General features: G+C 73.3%; 19 protein-coding genes. 8 read left to right on the plus strand and 11 right to left on the minus strand.

Translation table 11 applies throughout. The annotated features are described in order from the left end of the window. From AC061S_RS28335 to AC061S_RS28355, 5 genes are all read right to left on the minus strand, one after another. On the minus strand, positions 1–820 hold an 820-nt coding region (locus AC061S_RS28335; protein WP_478688716.1), incomplete at its 3' end, for an ABC transporter ATP-binding protein. Positions 821–827: 7 nt separating this feature from the next. Beyond that, the gene (locus AC061S_RS28340; protein ID WP_478688717.1) at positions 828–2171 is read right to left on the minus strand and encodes an energy-coupling factor transporter transmembrane component T; all 1344 of its coding nucleotides are present in this window, start codon (positions 2169–2171) and stop codon (positions 828–830) included. Next, positions 2168–2830: an SCO2322 family protein gene (locus tag AC061S_RS28345; protein WP_478688718.1), complete on the minus strand. Its 663-nt coding sequence runs from the start codon at positions 2828–2830 to the stop codon at positions 2168–2170. Before AC061S_RS28345 ends, AC061S_RS28340 begins: the two co-directional genes overlap by 4 nt. Beyond that, positions 2830–4092, minus strand: a complete 1263-nt coding sequence (locus AC061S_RS28350) for a prenyltransferase/squalene oxidase repeat-containing protein (RefSeq protein WP_478688719.1) — start codon at positions 4090–4092, stop codon at positions 2830–2832. The genes AC061S_RS28345 and AC061S_RS28350 overlap by 1 nt, the downstream gene beginning before the upstream one ends. 300 nt (positions 4093–4392) lie before the next feature. Next, positions 4393–5457 carry an MBL fold metallo-hydrolase gene (locus tag AC061S_RS28355; RefSeq protein WP_478688720.1) on the minus strand — a complete coding sequence of 355 codons (1065 nt, stop codon included), beginning with the start codon at positions 5455–5457 and terminating at the stop codon, positions 4393–4395. 234 nt (positions 5458–5691) lie between these two features. Between AC061S_RS28355 and AC061S_RS28360 the strand changes: the two genes are divergently transcribed. Both AC061S_RS28360 and AC061S_RS28365 read left to right on the plus strand, forming a co-directional pair. Next, the gene (locus AC061S_RS28360; RefSeq protein ID WP_478688721.1) at positions 5692–7170 is read left to right on the plus strand and encodes an aldehyde dehydrogenase; all 1479 of its coding nucleotides are present in this window, start codon (positions 5692–5694) and stop codon (positions 7168–7170) included. Further along, positions 7170–7403 carry a ferredoxin gene (locus AC061S_RS28365; RefSeq protein WP_478688781.1) on the plus strand — a complete coding sequence of 78 codons (234 nt, stop codon included), beginning with the start codon at positions 7170–7172 and terminating at the stop codon, positions 7401–7403. Before AC061S_RS28360 ends, AC061S_RS28365 begins: the two co-directional genes overlap by 1 nt. A 242-nt stretch (positions 7404–7645) precedes the next feature. On the opposite strand, the gene AC061S_RS28370 is transcribed toward AC061S_RS28365, so the two are convergent. Continuing rightward, positions 7646–8320 (minus strand): TetR family transcriptional regulator, encoded by a 675-nt coding sequence (locus AC061S_RS28370; protein ID WP_478688722.1) that lies wholly within the window; start codon positions 8318–8320, stop codon positions 7646–7648. Positions 8321–8567: 247 nt separating this feature from the next. Here AC061S_RS28370 and AC061S_RS28375 point away from each other — a divergent pair, with 247 nt between their 5' ends. The 3 genes from AC061S_RS28375 to AC061S_RS28385 all read left to right on the plus strand — a co-directional run bounded on the left by AC061S_RS28375 (position 8568) and on the right by AC061S_RS28385 (position 11813). Then, the gene (locus tag AC061S_RS28375) at positions 8568–9905 is read left to right on the plus strand and encodes a glycosyltransferase family 4 protein (RefSeq protein WP_478688723.1); all 1338 of its coding nucleotides are present in this window, start codon (positions 8568–8570) and stop codon (positions 9903–9905) included. 61 nt (positions 9906–9966) lie between these two features. Further along, a complete protein-coding gene (locus AC061S_RS28380) occupies positions 9967–10713 on the plus strand; it encodes a class I SAM-dependent methyltransferase (protein WP_478688724.1) in 747 nt (248 codons plus the stop codon). Next, positions 10710–11813, plus strand: coding sequence for a prenyltransferase/squalene oxidase repeat-containing protein (locus AC061S_RS28385; RefSeq protein WP_478688725.1), 1104 nt, complete (start codon positions 10710–10712; stop codon positions 11811–11813). The genes AC061S_RS28380 and AC061S_RS28385 overlap by 4 nt, the downstream gene beginning before the upstream one ends. Before the next feature lie 73 nt (positions 11814–11886). Here the strand turns inward: AC061S_RS28385 and AC061S_RS28390 are convergent, their stop codons facing one another. Next, a complete protein-coding gene (locus AC061S_RS28390) occupies positions 11887–12189 on the minus strand; it encodes a hypothetical protein (protein WP_478688726.1) in 303 nt (100 codons plus the stop codon). A 288-nt stretch (positions 12190–12477) separates the two neighbouring features. Between AC061S_RS28390 and AC061S_RS28395 the strand changes: the two genes are divergently transcribed. Continuing rightward, entirely contained in the window at positions 12478–12975 is a 498-nt protein-coding gene (locus AC061S_RS28395; RefSeq protein ID WP_478688782.1) for a hypothetical protein, read from the plus strand. 100 nt (positions 12976–13075) lie between these two features. Further along, positions 13076–13489, plus strand: coding sequence for a hypothetical protein (locus AC061S_RS28400; RefSeq protein ID WP_478688727.1), 414 nt, complete (start codon positions 13076–13078; stop codon positions 13487–13489). Positions 13490–13515: 26 nt separating this feature from the next. Here AC061S_RS28400 and AC061S_RS28405 read toward each other — a convergent pair whose 3' ends face one another. Both AC061S_RS28405 and AC061S_RS28410 read right to left on the minus strand, forming a co-directional pair. After that, entirely contained in the window at positions 13516–13980 is a 465-nt protein-coding gene (locus AC061S_RS28405; protein WP_478688785.1) for a hypothetical protein, read from the minus strand. A 342-nt stretch (positions 13981–14322) separates the two neighbouring features. Beyond that, positions 14323–15273, minus strand: coding sequence for an AraC family transcriptional regulator (locus AC061S_RS28410; RefSeq protein WP_478688728.1), 951 nt, complete (start codon positions 15271–15273; stop codon positions 14323–14325). 81 nt (positions 15274–15354) lie between these two features. On the opposite strand from AC061S_RS28410, the gene AC061S_RS28415 reads away from it, so the two are divergent. Further along, a complete protein-coding gene (locus tag AC061S_RS28415) occupies positions 15355–16305 on the plus strand; it encodes an NADP-dependent oxidoreductase (RefSeq protein ID WP_478688729.1) in 951 nt (316 codons plus the stop codon). 11 nt (positions 16306–16316) lie between these two features. Here AC061S_RS28415 and AC061S_RS28420 read toward each other — a convergent pair whose 3' ends face one another. Then, complete coding sequence (locus AC061S_RS28420; RefSeq protein ID WP_478688730.1) at positions 16317–17327, minus strand: LLM class F420-dependent oxidoreductase; 1011 nt, start codon at positions 17325–17327, stop codon at positions 16317–16319. A gap of 103 nt (positions 17328–17430) precedes the next feature. After that, the gene (locus tag AC061S_RS28425; protein ID WP_478688731.1) at positions 17431–18252 is read right to left on the minus strand and encodes a hypothetical protein; all 822 of its coding nucleotides are present in this window, start codon (positions 18250–18252) and stop codon (positions 17431–17433) included. Between the last annotated feature and the right edge of the window lie 10 nt (positions 18253–18262).

The raw sequence follows: 18262 nt of genomic DNA on the forward strand, positions 1-18262 counted from the left end.
TGGGGGTGGAGAGGCGGGCTAGTAGGGGGGTGGCTTGGCGGCGGGCGTCGCGGATGGAGAGGGGGAGGGGGGACCAGGCTGCGAGGCGGCCCAGGGCGACCACCGGGGGGTGGACCGGGGAGACGGCCATGATTTTGGAGGGGGTGCCCAGGACGGGGGGTGCGCCCGGGGAGGGGAGGAGCAGGACGCGGTCGGCGTACTGGACTACCCGCTCGAGGCGGTGTTCCGCCATCAGGACGGTCGTGCCGAGGTCGTGGACCAGGCGTTGCAGGACGGCCAGGACTTCCTCCGCCGCCGCCGGGTCGAGGGCCGACGTCGGCTCGTCCAGGACCAGGACGCGTGGGTGCGGGGTCAGGACCGAACCGATCGCCACCCGCTGCTGCTGGCCACCGGACAGGGTGGCGATGGGGCGGTCGCGGAGGTCGTTCAGGCCGAGGAGGTCGAGGGTCTCCTCGACGCGGCGGCGCATGACGGAGGGCGGCAGGCCCAGCGACTCCATGCCGTAGGCGAGCTCGTCCTCGACGACGTCCGTCACGAAGTGGGACAGCGGATCCTGGCCGACCGTGCCGACCACGTCCGCGAGCTCCCGCGGCTTGTGCGTGCGGGTGTCCCGGCCGGCGACCGTGACCCGGCCCTTCAGGGTGCCCCCGGTGAAGTGCGGGACCAGGCCCGAGACGGCGCCGAGGAGGGTGGACTTGCCGACGCCGGAGGGGCCGACCAGGAGGGTCAGCTCCCCCTCGGGGAGCGTGAAATCGGCGTGGGCGAGGGAGGGCGCGGCCGCGCCCTCGTACGTCACCGATACGTCTTCGAAATGGATCACGGGGGTCTTACGCCTCCTTCGGCGCTGAGGTCGCAGACGTGGGTGAGGGCGGCAGCGGGGCCACCAGCGCCGGGAGCAGGCCCAGCAGGATCGCCGCGGCCGGCCGGAGCGGCAGGGTCGGGACGACCAGGGGGACCACGCCGGGCCGCAGGGCCTCGGGGTCCAGGGACGCGGCCCGGATCAGCAGCGCCGCGACCGCCGCGCCCGAACCGGCGACCAGCCAGGCCCGTACGCCCCACCGGTCCGGCCGGTACCGGGTCCGGATCGACCGGCGGCCGCCGAGGCGGAGCCCGGCCAGGGCCAGCAGGAGGGAGACGAGGAGGAGCGCGAGACCGTACTCGGCGCCCTCCGCCGCCAGCAGGCCGTACGTACCCGCGCAGATGCCGAGCAGCCCGCCGAGGGTGAGCACGTTGGTGGTGTGGCGCACGGCAGCCGGGACCTGCGCGGTGCGGCCGTAGCCGCGGGCGTCCATGGAGGCGGCGATGGCGACTGAGCGTTCCAGCGCGCCCTCCAGGACCGGGAGGCCGATCTGGAGGATCGCCTTGATCCCGCCCGTGGGGCGGCCGCGCAGACGGCGGGCCGTACGCAGGCGCACCACGTCCGCGACCATGTTCGGCGCGAAGGTCATCGCGACGACCACGGCGACGCCGACCTCGTACAGGGCCGCGGGCAGCGACTTCAGCAGCCGCGCCGGGTTCGCGAGCGCGTTGGCGGCGCCGACGCAGATGAGGAGCGTGGCCAGCTTCGCGCCGTCGTAGAAGGCGAACACGAGCTGCTCGGCGGTGACGCGGCCACCGAGCCGGATGCCCTGCGTCCAGTCGGGAAGCGGGATCTCCGGGAGGGTGAAGAGGGTGTGCACGCCGGGGATGGGGGAGCCGAGCAGCATGGAGAAGACGAGGCGCAGGCCGATGACGAACAGCCCGAGCTTGACGAACGCCCCGTAGGAACGCGCCCAGGGGGCATCGGTCCGGCGGGCCGCGACCACGTACCCGGCGACGCCGACGATCAGGCCGAGCAGGAGCGGGTTGGTGGTGCGGGAGGCGGCGGTGGCGAGACCGAGGGCCCAGAGCCACCAGGCACCCGCGTGCAGGGCGTTGCCACGCGTGGCCTCAGGGGCGTGCCAGATTCTTTTGTACGTCGGCACGCGCGGGGTGCGGGTTGCCCGGTCGGCGACTTGGCCGGTCGGGGGCGGGACGTCGGCCGCCGCGCCGTGGGGCGTGCGCCCGGCCTGCGGCCGGGCGGGGTTCCCACCCGCACCACCCGTGCGGGTGGGCGGGCGGGTGCGGGTGGCCCTCGTGGTGGGTTGCCCGCCGTCGGCGTCCGCCCCGCCGCTCCCGCCCACCACCGTCATCGGGTGCGGCGGCGGCGGGACTGCCAGAAGGCGGCTGCGCCCAGGGCGGCCACCGCCGCGATGCCCGCGAGGAGGCCCGCCGACGGGCCGCCGCTGTCGGAGTCGGCAGCGGGCTTGTCCGCGGCAGGCGTGGTGGCGGTGTCCGCGACGGGTTCGCCGCAGCCCTGCTTCGGGTAGCCCGAGATCGCGCACAGCAGCGCCGCGCTGTTGTAGCGCAGCGGCTTGGCCACCTCCGCCAGCGCCTCGGCCGTCGTGGCGTCCGGGCCGACCTGCGCGCACGCCGTCCGCGGAGCGTCCTGCGGCGGGGTCTCGCCCGCCTGGGCTTCGGCCGACGTGCCGAAGTCGATGACCAGGGCGATCCGCTTCTTGCCCGCCACCGGGGCGGTGGCCGAGCAGATGGCCGCGAAATCGGCCTCCGCGCGCGGCGGGGCGGCCTGGTCGGCCGCGTCCTTGCTCACCACGAAGTGGAAGCCCTGCACGGAGCCGTCCGCCGGTCGCGCCGACGAGGGGCCCTGGGTGGCGTACGCCCAGGTGCCGCCGGCCCCGTCCCAGAACGACCAGTAGCGGTAGGTCGAGGCCAGGGCGGGGGAGGCGGCCAGCACCGTCAGGATGACACCGAGGGCGAAGACCGGCAGAGCCGGACGGCTGCGGCGGCGCATCAGAGCTGGTTCCGCTTCCGGCGGCCGCTCAGCACGATGCCGATGCCCATGCCGGCCGCCGCGCCCGCGAGGATCATCCACCAGACGTTGCTGCCGGAGTCCTTCTCCTTCTTCTCGTCCTTCTTCTCCGCCGGCTGCTCCGACGCCTTCGCGGAGGTGCTCTGCGGCGCCGGGCCCGTGGCGTTCAGTGCCGCCACCAGGTCGGTGCCGCCGAAGGACTTCGGGTCGGTGCCGGTCGCGTGCGCGGCCAGGATCAGGGTGCCAAGGCCGGCCGGGCTGCCCTTGGACCACTCGGCGGAGTTGGTCTTCAGCCACTCCAGGGCGCCCGCGGCGGACTGCTTGTGCCCGGCCGCGGCCAGGGCGATGACCGCGTCGGCGGTGTTGCCGGTGTCCGCGGTCGGCTGGTCGGCGCCCGGGGTGAGGGCGGTGAGGTGGCCGTCCTTCTTCAGGGCCTCCGCCAGGTATCCGGCCGCGCCCTGCGCCGCCGCCGCCGGGTCACCGGCGGTCGCCGGGCAGGCGAGCGGGGCGGCGGGGGTGTCCGTAGGAGAGGAAGAGGGGGAGACGAGCGCGCCCGTGCCGAGGCCGGCCAGTACGGCGGCGGCCGTCGCGTCGGCGTTGGCGGGGAGCTTGCCGTCGGCCGTCGGCTGGTAGGCGAAGGCACCGCGGTCGGCGGCCGGCTCGGCCGAGCAGCCGAGCTGGAAGGCGAGCAGGCCCTCGTACGCGGACTTGCCGGCCTTGGACTTGACCTCGGCCGGCTTCTCGCCCGCCGCCGCCAGCGCGCTGATCACCACGGAGGTGGAGCTGGCCTCGCTCGGGGAGCCCGGGACGTAGGCCCAGCCGCCGTCCTCGTTCTGGACGGACTTCAGCCAGTCCACGCCCTTCTTCACGGCGGCGTCCTGGCCGCCGAGCGCCTTCAGCGCCTGCACGGCCACCGCGGTGGCGTTCGTGTCGAGCATCGTCTTCGCGTCGCACGCGGCTGCCGTGTCCGCGCGGAAGGAGGCGAAGCCGCCATCGGCGCACTGCTGGCCGACCAGCCAGTCCACGGCCTGCTGCGCGGGCTTCACGCCCACGGTGTGCTGGGCGAGCAGCGCGAACGACTGCCGCCACACCCCGTCGTACGTCGGGTCGTTCTTGCCGAAGAGCCCGGAGGGCACGACGGGCGCCGGGGACGGCGTGGCGACATCGGCGAGGGCCGCGGGGGCCGCGCCCACGCAGAGCACGGCGGAGACGGCGAGCGTGGCGGCGCTGCGGCGGACGTTCATGGCGGGGCGGGGGCCTCTCGTGCTGGGGACCCGGAGGCAGGCAGCACAGCAGCGGAGGCTGGCACCGGGCTCCGGCTCCGTTTACCTCGACGGTGCCGGCCGCCGGGGACCCGGCGGCACGAGCCGCGCACCTCCGGCACGGGGCAATCCGGCTCCCCGCCCCGATGCTGCCGGGTTGGGTCACGGTTGCGGGTCAGCGCCGGATTCGCACCGGCTTCCCCCCGTACGGAAGTGTGGACGACGCCCATACTCTACCGGCCCGTAGCTCCGGTGCCGGGTGGCGCCGCCCACCCGCGCCCCTTACACCGCCCGGTACGTCACGGGGTCGCTGCCCGGTACCGCCTCCGCCCGGCCCTGCTTCACCAGGCGCCGCAGGTGGGCCTCCGCTTCGGAGACGGCGATGTTGCGGGAGCCGTACGGGATCTGCTCCCAGGGCCGGTTCCACTCCATCCGCTCCGCCAGGGCCCACGGGGTCAGCGGCTCGGCGGCCAGCAGTTCCCGCAGTCCGGTCAGCCGCTCCTCGTGGTGGTCCAGGAGCTCCCGTACGCGGGCCGGGGCGTCGGTGAAGGCGTGCTGGTGGGCCGGGAGCACCTCGGCGGGCTGGAGGCGGCCGATGCGTTCGAGGGAGTCGAGGTAGTCGCCGAGGGGGTCGGTGACCTGCTCGGAGGAGGGGTCCTCGTAGAGGCCGATGTGCGGGGAGATCCCGGGCAGCAGGTGGTCCCCGGAGAAGAGGCGGCCGTTGCCGGGGAGGTTCGCCGGGTGCTTCTCCTCCAGGTGCAGGCAGACGTGGCCGGGGGTGTGCCCGGGGGTCCAGATCGCCCGCAGCCGGCGGCCGGCCAGCGGCAGCAGCTCGGCGGGGACGATCTCCCGGTCGGGGACGGCGGCCCGCAGCCCCGGCAGGGTACGCATGCGGCCGCTCGCGCGGGCGGCGCGCAGCGGGGCGATGTGCTCCTCGGGGGCTCCGGCGGTGGCCAGCTTCTCGCTCATGTAGTCGAACCAGACGCCGGGTTCGGAGGCCCGGGTCCGTACGACGACCTCGGTGTCGGCGGCGTGCATGGCGATCCAGGCGCCGGAGGCGTCGCGGACCTGGCCGGACAGGCCGTGGTGGTCGGGGTGGTGGTGGGTGATGACCACGCCGTGCACGTCGGCGACGGCGATGGAGAGGGCGCCGAGGCCGGCGACGAGGGTGTCCCAGGACTCGGGGTCGTCCCAGCCGGTGTCGATGAGGACTGGGCCGCGGTCGGTGTCGAGGACGTGGACGAGGGTGTGGCCGAGCGGATTGTCGGGGATGGGGACCTTGATGCCCCACACGCCGCCGCCGTGATCGGTGACGTGAGGTGCCACGCCTGGGGTGTCCTCTGCCATGAGGGGCTCCGCTCTAACGAGAACAGGTCGAACGAGAACGTGTCGAACGAGAACGTGTTGCAATAGTCGCCCAAGTCGACCACTTCTGCGGGCTCCTGACTAGTCGTTGGATCTTCGGGGTGTCGGGCGGGGTGTCGGGCGGGACGGCGAGAGGGCGGTTCGGTCAGGGCCGTGGACTCCTAGAACTAGAACTGGTATCAGTTCTGGAACGCCAAGCCGCAGGAGGCATCAGCCATGACCGAGCTCGTGGAACACGGAAAACTGTTCATCGGCGGTGAGTGGACGGATCCGCTGGGCTCCGACACGATCAAGGTCGTCTCGCCCCACACCGGGCAGGTCATCGGCAGCGTCCCGCACGCCTCGAAGGCGGACGTGGACCGGGCCGTCGCCGTGGCCCGCAAGGCCTTCGACGAGGGCCCGTGGCCGCGCACCACGCTCGAAGAGCGGATCGCCGTCGTCACCCGGATCAAGGACGCCATAGCCGTCCGCCACGAGGAGATCGCCCGCTCGATCAGCTCCCAGAACGGATCCCCGTACTCCTGGAGCATCCTCGCCCAGGCCCTCGGCCCGATGATGGTCTACGACGCCGCGATCACCGTGGCCCGGGACTACCCCTACGAGGAGTTCCGCCAGGGCGTCCTCGGCCCGATCCTCGTCCGGCGCGAGGCCGTCGGCGTGGTCGCCGCCGTCATCCCGTGGAACGTCCCGCAGTTCGTGGCCGCCGCCAAGCTGGCGCCCGCGCTGCTCACCGGCTGCACGGTGATCCTCAAGCCGTCCCCGGAGGCGGTCCTCGACTCCTACATCCTCGCCGACATCGCCCGCGAGGCCGGACTGCCCGAGGGCGTGCTGTCGATCCTGCCCGCCGACCGCGAGGTCAGCGAGTACCTCGTCGGCCACCCGGACGTGGACAAGGTCGCCTTCACCGGCTCCGTCGCCGCCGGCCGGCGGGTCATGGAGGTCGCCTCGAAGAACCTCACCCGGGTGACCCTCGAACTCGGCGGGAAGTCCGCCGCCGTCATCCTCCCGGACGCCGACCTCGACACCGCCATCGCCGGCATCGTCCCCGCGGCCTGGATGAACAACGGCCAGGCCTGCGTGGCCCAGACCCGCGTCCTCGCCCCGCGCAGCCGCTACGAGGAGATCGCGGAGGCGCTCGCCGCCGCGGCCTCGGCACTGGTCGTCGGCGACCCGCTGGACCCCGCGACGCAGCTCGGCCCGCTGGTGGCCAGGCGGCAGCAGCAGCGCTCGCTCGACTTCATCCGGATCGGCCAGGAGGAGGGTGCCAAGGTCCTGTCCGGCGGCGGTCGTCCGGCGGGACAGGACCTGGACCAGGGCTGGTACGTGGAGCCGACGCTCTTCGGAGACGTCGACAACTCGATGCGGATCGCCCGCGAGGAGATCTTCGGCCCGGTCGTCTGCCTGATCCCGTACGGGGACGAGGCGGAGGCGCTACGGGTGGCCAACGACTCGGAGTTCGGGCTCAGCGGCAGCGTCTGGACCGCCGACGTGGAGCACGGCATCGACTTCGCGCGGCAGGTGCGGACCGGCACCTTCAACGTGAACACCTTCAGCCTGGACATGCTCGGGCCGTTCGGCGGCTACAAGAACAGCGGCGTCGGGCGGGAGTTCGGCCCGGAGGGGCTGAGCGAGTACCTGGAGCACAAGATGATCCACCTCCCGGCAGGGTACGTACCCCCCGCGGCCGGTGCGTGATGGGTGACCGGTGGCACGTCGAGGTGGACCGCTCGGTCTGCATCGGCTCGGGGATGTGCGTGAACCACGCCCCGGAGGGCTTCGCCCTCGACTCGGCGCGGCAGTCGCATCCGCGGGCGGTGGAGACGGACGCGAGCGAGCCGGTGCTCGCGGCGGCCGAGGGGTGCCCGGTCGAGGCGATCGCGATCTCCCTGCTGGGGAGGGGCGAGGCGGTGTTCCCTCCGGAGGAGTGAGGGGGCCGCCGGGGGGCCGGGGCCGGGGGTCGGGGGGCGGAGTTTCGGCCCTTGGCCCTTGGCCTGTGACCCCTGGCCTGTGACCCCTGGCCCGTTGCCGCGTGCGGCGCCGTTGCCGGGGACCAGTCCCCGGACCCCTGCGCCTCAAACGCCGGCGGGGCTGGATTTTTGCCGGCCCCGGCCTGTACGTGGCGGCGTGTGAGACTCCTGCCCCGACAACGCCCTGGCCGCGAACAGCCAGATCAGGACTTTTTCGAGGGTGCCTGCGGCGTCGCCGGCCCGGGCTCCGGGGCCGGGGCCGTGAGGTCGATCAGGCGGCAGACCGTTTCGATGTCGATCTTCACTTGGGCGATCGACGCCCGGCCCGACAGCCAGGTGATCAGCGCCGAGTGCCAGGTGTGCTCGATCACCCGGACCGCCGACAGCTGTTCCGCCGTCGGCGGGGCCTCCAGGCCCATCGCGTCCAGGATGATCGCCGTCGTCAGCCGGGAGACCGTGTCCACCTCGGGGCTCACGCTGCGGTCCGCGAAGGTGAGGGCCCGGACCATCGCGTCCGCCAGGTGCGGCTCGCGCTGCAGCGCGCGGAAGGCGCGCATCAGGGTCTCCGCGACCCGGGCCGCGGGCTCGTCCCCGGCCGGCGGGCGCTTGCGCAGCGTTCCGTGCATGTGCTGGAGCTGGTCCTGCATGGTCGCGACGAGCAGGTGCACCTTGGAGGGGAAGTACCGGTAGAGGGTGCCCAGGGCCACGCTGGAGGACTCCGCCACCTCGCGCATCTGCACCGCGTCGAAGCCGCCCCGGCTCGCGAGCTGGGCGCTGGCGTGCAGGATCCGCCTGCGGCGTGCCTCCTGGCGCTCCGTCAGGGGCGGAGACGCCGGTGTGGTGACGGCTGGGGTCACGGCCTTCGCTTCCGCTGTCATCTGTCCCGTTCCGGTTCCAAGGCGTTCCAGTTCCACGGTCTTCATGTCTGTGCTGGGCCGCGTCGGGCTGTCGCGCGCCCCAGCATGGCAGGCGCCCGATCCGTGGCGCGAATCACCCGCCACCCCTCTTACGGTGTGGTTTCCGGCCGGTAGATTCAATGCTCTTCAACGGATCAAGTCTGAAACTTGTTCTACATTATCCGAGCGGTTACGCTCCGGCGAAAGTGCAGGGAGAAGGGGGCTGAGAGTGACCGCAGAGGCCATGGTGACGAGCCCTCTCACGGGCCCGGCCGCCGACGACAGCCGCCCGTTGCGGATCGCACTCCTCACCTATAAGGGGAACCCGTTCTGCGGTGGCCAGGGCGTCTACGTCCGCCACCTCGCGCGCGAGCTCGTGAAGCTGGGCCACTCCGTCGAGGTCATCGGCGCGCAGCCCTACCCGGTGCTCGACACCGACGCCCTCACCGGCGCCGGAGCCACCCTCACCGAGCTCCCCAGCCTGGACCTCTACCGCAGCCCCGACCCGTTCCGCACCCCCAAGCGCGACGAGTACCGCGACTGGATCGACGCCGTCGAGGTCGCCACCATGTGGACCGGCGGCTTTCCCGAGCCGCTGACCTTCTCGCTCCGCGCCCGCCGCCATCTCGCGGCCCGCGCGGGCGAGTTCGACGTGATCCACGACAACCAGACCCTCGGCTACGGGCTGTTGGCGGACCTCGGCGCCCCGCTGGTCACCACCATCCACCACCCCATCACCGTCGACCGCGAACTGGACCTGGCCGCCGCCAAGGACCGCAGGAAGCGCGCCTCCGTGCGGCGCTGGTACGGCTTCACGCGCATGCAGCGCCGCGTGGCCCGGCGGCTGTCCTCCGTGCTCACCGTCTCCGGCTCCTCCAAGAAGGAGATCGCCGAGCACCTCGGCGTCCAGGGCGAGCGCATCCACGTCGTCCACATCGGCGCCGACACCGACCTCTGGTCGCCCGACCCCTCCGTGGCCGAGGTGCCCGGGCGGATCGTGACCACGTCGAGCGCCGACGTCCCGCTCAAGGGGCTCGTGCACCTCGTCGAGGCGCTCGCGAAGCTCCGCACCGAACAGCCCGACGCCCACCTCGTCGTCGTCGGCAAGCGCGCCGAACAGGGCCCGGTGGCCCGCGCGATCGAGACGTACGGGCTCCAGGACGCCGTCCGCTTCGTCAAGGGCATCACCGACACCGAGCTCGTCGACCTCGTCCGCAGCGCCCAGATCGCCTGCGTGCCCTCGCTGTACGAGGGCTTCTCGCTCCCGGCCGCCGAGGCCATGGCCACCGGCACCCCGCTGGTCGCCACCACCGGCGGCGCGATTCCCGAGGTCACCGGCCCCGACGGCGAGACCTGTCTCGCCGTGCCGCCCGGCGACGCGGGCGCGCTGGCCGCCGCGCTGGGCCGGCTGCTGGACGATCCCGAACTGCGCACCCGGCTCGGCGCCGCCGGCCGCGAGCGGGTGCTGTCCCGCTTCACCTGGGCCAAGGCCGCCGAGGGCACCGTCGTCCACTACCGCGCCGCCATCGAGCGGGCGGCGGGCGCGAAGTCCCGTACCGCCCGGTGACCTCCCCCTTCCGTCCGATGCAGTTCCCCTCCCCACCCCGCGACCGCGAAGGCAGGACCACGTGCTGACCGTCGATTTCTCCCGGTTCCCGCTCGCCGCAGGCGACCGCGTACTCGACCTGGGCTGCGGCGCAGGCCGGCACGCCTTCGAGTGCTACCGGCGCGGCGCCCAAGTGGTCGCCCTCGACCGCAACGGCGAGGAGATCCGCGAGGTCGCCAAGTGGTTCGCCGCGATGAAGGAGGCGGGCGAGGCCCCGGCCGGCGCCACCGCCACCGCCATGGAGGGCGACGCCCTCGCGCTGCCTTTCCCCGACGAGTCCTTCGACGTCGTCATCATCTCCGAGGTGATGGAGCACATCCCCGACGACAAGGGCGTCCTCGCCGAGATGGTCCGCGTCCTGAAGCCCGGCGGACGCATCGCCATCACCGTGCCGCGCTACGGCCCCGAGAAGATCTGCTGGGCGCTGTCCGACGCCTACCACGAGGTCGAGGGCGGCCACATCCGCATCTACAAGGCGGAGGAACTGCTCGGTAAGATGGAGTCCGCGGGCCTCAAGCCCTACGGCACCCACCACGCGCACGGCCTGCACTCGCCGTACTGGTGGCTCAAGTGCGCCTTCGGCGTCGACAACGACAAGGCCCTGCCCGTCAAGGCGTACCACAAGCTCCTGGTCTGGGACATCATGAAGAAGCCGGCGCTGACCCGGCTCGCGGAGCAGGCCCTGAACCCGGTCATCGGCAAGAGCTTCGTCGCCTACGCCACCAAGCCGCACCTCCCCGTGGCCGCGGCCGTGGGCGCCGCGCAGTGAGCTCTCCCGGGCGCCGCACCGCACCCGAACACCTGGTCCTGGACGGCGTGCTGACCGCCGATCAGGCCGCCGCCACCGTCGCCGGGATCCTCGCCGCGCAGTGCGCCGACGGGGCCATCCCCTGGTTCCGCGGGCACCACCTCGACCCGTGGGACCACACCGAGGCCGCGATGGCGCTCGACGCGGCGGGGGAGCACGAGGCCGCGGAGCGGGCGTACGACTGGCTGGCGCGCCACCAGAACGAGGACGGCTCCTGGTTCGCCGCCTACGCCGACCGCGAGGACGGGGTCGACACCCGGGAACCGCAGGACGCGAGCCTGGAGACCAACTTCGTCGCGTACCTCGCCGTCGGCGTCTGGCACCACCACCTGTCCACCGGCGACGAGGCCTTCCTCGACCGGATGTGGCCCGCCGTGTACGCGGCCGTCGAGTTCGTCCTGCGGCTCCAGCAGCCCGGCGGCGAGATCGGCTGGAAGCGCGAACCGTCCGGCGAGGACGTCGCGGACGCGCTGCTCACCGGATCCTCCTCCATCCACCAGGCACTGCGCTGCGCGCTGGCCATCGCCGAGTACCGGGGCGATCCGCAGCCGGACTGGGAACTGGCCGCGGGCGCCCTCGGGCACGCGATACGCCGGCACCCGGAGCGGTTCCTCGACAAGTCCCGCTACTCCATGGACTGGTACTACCCGGTGCTGGGCGGGGCGCTGACGGGCGCGGAGGCGAAGGCCCGGATCGAGGAGCGGTGGGAGGAGTTCGTCGTCCCGGACCTCGGCGTACGGTGCGTGCTGCCGAACCCCTGGGTGACCGGCGGGGAGTCCTGCGAACTGGCGCTCGCGCTGTGGGCGACGGGGGAGTCGGACCGGGCCCTGGAGATCCTGCGCTCGATAGGCCACCTGCGGGCCGACAACGGCATGTACTGGACCGGGTACGTCTTCGACGACCGGGCGGTCTGGCCCGTGGAGCAGACCACCTGGACGGCGGGCTCGCTCCTCCTCGCGGTGGCCGCCCTGGGCGGCGACGAGGCCACCGGCATGGTCTTCGGCGGGCTGACGCTGCCGGCCGGCCTGGAGCCGGACTGCTGCGCCGAGACGGCCGCCTGAGCACTTCCCGTACTCTCGGCTCGCCCTCCGGCTCGTCCCCCGGCCCGTTCCGGGGGACGCCGGTCGGCTGCCGTCAGCGGCGGTACAGCCGGCCGGCGATGGCGTGGCCGATGACCAGGTAGGCGACGGCCGCGATGCCGTAGCCGATCACCACCTGGACCCAGTCGCGGTTGAAGGTGAAGAGGTCGTAGGACCAGCCGGCCAGCCAGCTCGCCGCGTCGTGGATGAAGTCGACCAGTGCGTTCCCCTGGTTGGCGTCCAGCAGGTACAGCAGGATCCACAGGCCGATGACGAAGGCCATGACGTCCGCCACGACCGCGACGGCACGGCCCGCCTGGCTGCTTCCTCTGGTGTGCGCTCGCGTGTGTGTGGTCATGCCGCGCTTCTGGCCGCTCCCTGGCCGGGTAAACCCGAGCGCGTGAACCCGAGCGCGTGAACCCGAACGGGTCCCCCGGGTGGCGGAGTCGGGTGGCCCGGGTGAGGCTGCGGGGGACGCCTCAGTCCCCGGAGGAAACCCGTGTCCGTACCCACCCCAGCCGTCCGCTTCCGCCGTGCCCTCACGGCGGTGCTCCTGTCCTGTGCCCTGCTCGGCGGTGCCACCGCCTGCGGCTCGGGCGGTGGCGACAAGACCGCCGCCGGTCAGGCCGACGAGGTCTCGGTGGCCATGGCCGCGTTCGCCGAGGCCGACGCGGCGGCCTCCGCCGAGGACGCGGAAGCGGCCGCCGCCACGCCCTCGGCCAGCACCCAGGAAGAGAAGCAGAAGTTCGCCAAGACCCGTTTCGTCGCCAACGCGGGGCTCGCGGCCGGTGCCACCTACCAGTGGATCATCAAGCCGTACCGTGACGGCAAGTTCAAGAAGGGCGCCAAGGGCCGCACTTTCGCCCTGGTCAAGGCGGGCCTCGCGGGCGCCTTCGCCTACAACCGGCTCAAGGCGGCCACGGAGAACGCCAAGGGCGACCCGCTGCTGTCGAAGGCCGTGGGCCCGCTGACGGCCGGCATCGACTCCCTCAAGGGACTCGGCTCCAAGCTGCGCAAGGGCCAGGCGGGCGACGCCGACATCGGCGCCTTCGAGGACGTCATCAACGGCGTCAAGGAAGCCGGGAAGAGCGCGGGCGCCACGGTGACCGACAAGATCCCGAGCGCCGGGCAGCTGACCGGCTGAGCGCACGCGCGGCCTTCCCGAGGCCGCCGCCCTGGAACAGGCCGGACCGGAGCATTCCGGCCCGGCCTGTTCCACCTGTTCCACCTGTTTGAATGGGCGGGTGATCGAGTACGTGGTCCTCGCCGGCGCCGCCGCCGGAACCGGCTGGCTGATGCGCCGCAAGCACCTCCGGCGCCAGGCCGTCGCGCCCGTGCCCGGCATCCCGTGCATGGCACGCCGGCCCGCGGGCACCGGCCGCTGGCGCAGCGGCCGGGTCTACGCCGACTCGGGCGCGGCCCGCTGGGTGCCCGGCCGGGGCGAGACTGTGGTCCTGACCGGCGGCCGCGCCACCGGCGTACGGGCGCCCTCGGTGAAGGAGGGGATCTCCATCAACCCCGGCTCGCGGATCGTGACCGTCGAGTTCGCGGGGGACAGCGGCGTCATGGAGATCGCCGTGATGCCGCTGGACCTGCGGGAACTGCTGGCCGCGGTGGAGCAGGCGGAGGCGGAGCCCGAGGGGGAGGAGACGGCCTAGCAGTTGGAGCAGTTCCGCAACAGCCTTCAGCAGGCGTACCAGTTGGTCCACGTGCCATTGCCGTTGAACGTGTTGCACCAGTAGCCGCCGTTACCGCCGAGCACTTCCACGGTGGGGTTTCCACCGGAGAACCAGCCCCAGACTCCGGCCTGGACGTTGTTGCTGTTGCCGAGCCTGGCCCAGGTGGACCATGATCCGTTCGCGCTGGACTGGTAGCTGTGCCAGACCTGGCGGTCGCTACCGATCAGCACGAACTCGTACCGGCCGTCCGGCCAGTCCAAGCGCTTGGGAATGGATCCACACAGTTTCACCGCGGGGGCCGGACCGTTCCCAAAGAATTCGACGTTGCAGGCTTCGCTGGCGGCAAGGGTCCCGCTGAGGGCGGGGGCACTTGTGGTGCCCGGAGCCGGTGCCGCCTGCGCGGTGGCGATGGGGCTCAGTGTGGCCACGAGTGTCAGAGCTATCACGGCAAGAATGCCGGGCTTCTTCATGGTTCCCCCCAGGAATGGCGTGCCGGGTCTCCGACGGGCTGCTGCTGCCGTTGGTTGGCCGCAAGCATGCGGTTCACAGGCTCGCGTTTCCAGAGCCTTGGCGCACAAGGCAGGGACATGACCCGAAGTCGACGGCGCTGGCCAGATATCCCGCGGGCAGGCGACGCCCCGGCCCGGTGATCCGAACGAAACGGCCCAGGTGTGTTGTCCGGACAGGTTGGTGACGCGGCTGGCGGGTGCTTGGCCTGTGATGCCGGTGTGGCTGACCTGCAAACGTTCCGCGGCCCGCCGCAAGGGCCAGCCGTCGTCCACGACACAGCGGGCAGTCCCGGGACAACACGCCTAGGCGGTCTCCTCGTCGCGCCGTCCGCCGCGGTAGCGCCCGGGCGGGATCCCGTAGGTCCGTTTGAAGGCGTGGGCGAAGGCGTACTCCGCGGTGTAGCCGGAGCGGGCCGCCAGGACCGACAGGGGCGTGTCGGTGGTGCGCAGCAGGCGGGCGGCCGTGGTCATGCGCCACCACGTCAGGTAGGCGAGCGGCGGCTGCCCGACGCGTTCGTGGAACCGGCGGGCGAAGGCGGCCCGCGACAGTCCGGCCCGCGCCCCCAGGGAGGCGACCGTCCAGGGGCGGTCCGGTTCGGCGTGGATGGCCGCCAGCGCGGCGCCGACGGCGGGGTCGGCGAGCGCCGCCGCCCAGCTCGTCCGCCCGGCCTCCCCGGCGGCCCCGCCCGGCCCGGAAGCCCCGCCCACGTGCGCCCGCAGCACGTACAGCAGCAGCACGTCCAGCAGGGCCGGGAGCAGCGTGTCCGTCCCCAGCCCGGGCTCCTCGGCCTCCCGGGCCAGCAGGGCCACCGCCTCGGCCGCGCCGGGCTGTCCGCCCGGCAGGTGGAGCACCTCGGGGAGTTCCCGCAACAGCGGATGCGCGTGCTCCGCCTCGATCCGGTACCCGCCGCACAGGGTCACGGTGACCGGCCCGCCGCCCGGCTCCCCGACGGTGTCCCGGACGAGCAGGGCGGGTTCGCGGTCGGGGTCCCAGCGGGGTTCGGCCGGCTCCGCCGACGGCTCGCCGAGCAGGGTGTACGCGTGTCCGTGCGGCAGGAACAGCACGTCCCCGGCGTTCAGACGGACCGGCTCCGAGGCGGTCGCCAGCAGGCAGCTCCCGCTGAGCACCACCTGGAAGCCCGCCGACCCGGGGACCGCGGGGAACCGCTGGCCCCAGGGCGCGTGCCACCGTACGAGCGCCGACGTGGGCCTGCCCGTACGCATGAGCGCGATGACATCGCTGAGTACGTCCACGCCCGGCAGCTTAGACGGATGCGCAGGAAACATGGATCTTCACGCATGGATCGTCTTCCGTCCGGTTCGTAGCGTGGGGGCATGAACGAAACCCGACAGAACGAAACCCGACAGCCCGCCGCCACGATGCGCGCGGCCCGCGTCCACGCCTACGGCGGCCCCGCCGTCATCCGCCACGAGGAGGTGCCGGTCCCCGTCCCGGCTCCCGGCGAGGTTCTCGTGGAGGTGGCGGCCACCTCCTTCAACCCGTCCGAACTCGCCCTGCGTGCCGGGCTGCTGCGGCAGGTCCTGCCCCTGGACCTGCCGTACGTCCCGGGCTGGGACCTGGCGGGCACGGTCGTCACCACCGGGGAGCGGGTGATCGGCCGGCTGGACGCGGGCGGAGCCGCCGCGCCGTACGTGTCCGTCGCCCCCGACCTGCTGGTCCCGGCCCCCCGCTCCCTCCCCCTCACGGCCGCGGCGGCGATCCCGGTGGCCGGCCTGACGGCCTGGCAGGCGTTGTTCGAGGCGGCGGGGATCGGCCGGGGCAGCCGGATCCTGATCAACGGGGCCGGCGGCGGCGTGGGCGCCTTCGCCGTGCAGCTCGCACGCTGGGCCGGGGCCACCGTCGTGGCGACCGCGAGCCCGCGCAGCGCGCCGGCGGTGCGGCGGTACGGGGCGCAGCGGGTGATCGACCACACGGCCGGCCCGCTCCGCGCGGCCCTGGAGGGCGAACCGCTCGACGCCGTGCTCAACCTGGCCCCGCTCGGCCCGGCGGCGGCCGCCGCCCTGCCGGCCCTCCTCGGCCCGGGCGGCGTGGCGGTCTCGGTGGCGACTCCGATCCCCGGCGGCATCCACCTGGTGGCCCGCCGGGACACCGGGCAGCTCTCGCGGCTGGTCGCGCTGGTCGACGCGGGCGACCTGGAGGTCGCCCCCGCCGCGGTCCGCCCGCTGGCCGACCTGGCCGACGTACACGCGGAAGCGGAAGCGGGAACCCTCGTCCGCGGAAAGACGATCCTGGTTCCGGACGCGAGCGGGCGCGCGTCCCTCTGACGGGCCGGAACCTAGCTGTTCAGCTCCGCCAGGACCCGCAGGGTGTGCGGGTCGGGGGCGGTCAGGAGCAGGTCGGTCACGGGGCCCTTGCGCCACAGCTCCAGGCGTTCGGCGATCCGCTCCCGTGGTCCGATCAGGGAGATCTCGTCCGCGAAGGCGTCCGGGACGGCCATGACGGCCTCTTCCTTGCGCCCGGCCAGGAACAGCTCCTGGATCCGGTGCGCTTCTTCCTCGTAGCCCATCCGGCCCATGAGGTCGGCGTGGAAGTTGCGGGCCGCGTGCCCCATCCCGCCGATGTAGAAGCCCAGCATCGCCTTCACCGGGAGGAGTCCCTCCGCGACGTCGTCGCAGACCTTCGCCCGGGCCATCGGAGCGATCATGAACCCCTCGGGGAGTTCGGACAGCGAGGCCTGGTAGACGTCCGTGCGGGTCGGCGACCAGTAGAGGGGGAGCCAGCCGTCCGCGATGCGGGTGGTCTGGGCGATGTTCTTCGGGCCCTCCGCGCCGAGCAGGACCGGCAGGTCCGCCCGCAGCGGGTGGGTGATGGGCTTGAGCGGCTTGCCGATGCCCGTGCCGTCCGCGCCCCGGTACGGGTGGCTGTGGAAGCGGCCGTCCAGCGCGACCGGGGCCTCGCGGCGCAGCACTTGGCGGATGACGTCCACGTACTCCCGGGTCGCCGTCAGCGGGCTGGAGGGGAAGGGGCGCCCGTACCAGCCTTCGACCACCTGCGGGCCGGACAGGCCGAGGCCGAGCATCATCCGGCCGCCGGACAGGTGGTCCAGGGTCAGGGCCTGCATGGCGGTGGCGGTCGGGGTGCGGGCGGCCATCTGCGCGATGGCGGTGCCCAGGCGGATGCGCGAGGTGTGCGCGGCGATCCAGGTGAGCGGGGTGAAGGCGTCCGAGCCCCAGGCCTCGGCGGTCCAGACGGAGTCGTAGCCGAGGTTCTCGGCTTCGGCGGCGAGGTCGAGGTGGTCCGGGTTGGGGCCGCGGCCCCAGTAGCCGAGTGCGAGTCCGAGGCGCATGTGACGGTCCCCTCCACGAATCTGACGATGCGTCAGGTGACTGTAGGGCAACGGCCCCCCGCCCGGAAGGGCGGGGGGCCGTTGTGCGTGAGCGTGCCCGGGATCAGCCGCGCTGGATGCCCGAGGTGTCGTTCAGGACGCCGCGGCGGCCGTCCTGGGTCTGGGCGATCAGCGTGGCCGGACCGCGCTGCTCCACGGCCAGGTACCAGGTGCCGGGCGCCAGCTCCGCGATCGGGGCGGGGCTGCCGTCCTCGGCGAAGAGCGGACGGGCCACCGGAACGGCGAACCAGAACGGCGTGAAGTCCGCCGCCGGGGCCGGCTGCGGGTTCGCGTCCTGCGGGGCCTGGGGCTGCTCGTGACCGCCGCCGTAGGGCGGGGCCGGCTGCGGGGCGGCCCCGTACGGCTGCGGCTCCTGGCCGCCCGGGTACCCGTACCCGGCGCCCGGCTGCGGCTGCTGCTGGCCGCCGTACGGCGGTACGGCGGTGACGGCGGGCTTCGGGTCCGGCACGAGCTGCGCGGCGAGCGCGGGGACCTTCGGGCCGAAGAGGGTGACGCCGGCCAGCGCCGCGGTGGCGAGGAAGGCGATGACGGAGCCCGCGCCGAGGTCGAGCCCGGTCGGGCAGGTGATCAGCGCCCAGAGCGCGGACCAGGCGGCCGCGACGGAGAGCACCGTGCCCCAGGCCCGGAAGGGCAGGCCCAGGAGCTGGCGGCCGGCGGGCTGCAGGCGGGCGGCGACGAGCAGGCCGACGGCGATGAACGCGAGCAGGAAGACGCTCGGCAGCGCCAGGCTGTAGGCGTCGGTGTCCCACACGCTCGGTGCGTCGACGCCGGTCGCGGAATAGAAATCGAGGAACGAGGCGATGAACAGCAGCGCCGCTGCTCCGATCACCACGCCGTCGCCTCGAGTGAGGGATCGGATGTTCACGTGTCAGGTG

The sequence above is a fragment of the Streptomyces sp. CA189 genome (genome assembly GCF_056428985.1).

Bases quoted from the DNA above. Each gene is read 5' to 3' on its own strand.
- AC061S_RS28405 (WP_478688785.1), bottom strand. From the start codon at position 13,980: ATGAAGAAGCCCGGCATTCTTGCCGTGATAGCTCTGACACTCGTGGCC.
- AC061S_RS28415 (WP_478688729.1), top strand. From the start codon at position 15,355: ATGAACGAAACCCGACAGAACGAAACCCGACAGCCCGCCGCCACGATG.
- AC061S_RS28365 (WP_478688781.1), top strand. From the start codon at position 7,170: ATGGGTGACCGGTGGCACGTCGAGGTGGACCGCTCGGTCTGCATCGGC.
- AC061S_RS28370 (WP_478688722.1), bottom strand. From the start codon at position 8,320: ATGACAGCGGAAGCGAAGGCCGTGACCCCAGCCGTCACCACACCGGCG.
- AC061S_RS28360 (WP_478688721.1), top strand. From the start codon at position 5,692: ATGACCGAGCTCGTGGAACACGGAAAACTGTTCATCGGCGGTGAGTGG.
- AC061S_RS28350 (WP_478688719.1), bottom strand. From the start codon at position 4,092: ATGAACGTCCGCCGCAGCGCCGCCACGCTCGCCGTCTCCGCCGTGCTC.
- AC061S_RS28345 (WP_478688718.1), bottom strand. From the start codon at position 2,830: ATGCGCCGCCGCAGCCGTCCGGCTCTGCCGGTCTTCGCCCTCGGTGTC.
- AC061S_RS28355 (WP_478688720.1), bottom strand. From the start codon at position 5,457: ATGGCAGAGGACACCCCAGGCGTGGCACCTCACGTCACCGATCACGGC.
- AC061S_RS28340 (WP_478688717.1), bottom strand. From the start codon at position 2,171: ATGACGGTGGTGGGCGGGAGCGGCGGGGCGGACGCCGACGGCGGGCAA.
- AC061S_RS28420 (WP_478688730.1), bottom strand. From the start codon at position 17,327: ATGCGCCTCGGACTCGCACTCGGCTACTGGGGCCGCGGCCCCAACCCG.
- AC061S_RS28395 (WP_478688782.1), top strand. From the start codon at position 12,478: ATGGCCGCGTTCGCCGAGGCCGACGCGGCGGCCTCCGCCGAGGACGCG.
- AC061S_RS28390 (WP_478688726.1), bottom strand. From the start codon at position 12,189: ATGACCACACACACGCGAGCGCACACCAGAGGAAGCAGCCAGGCGGGC.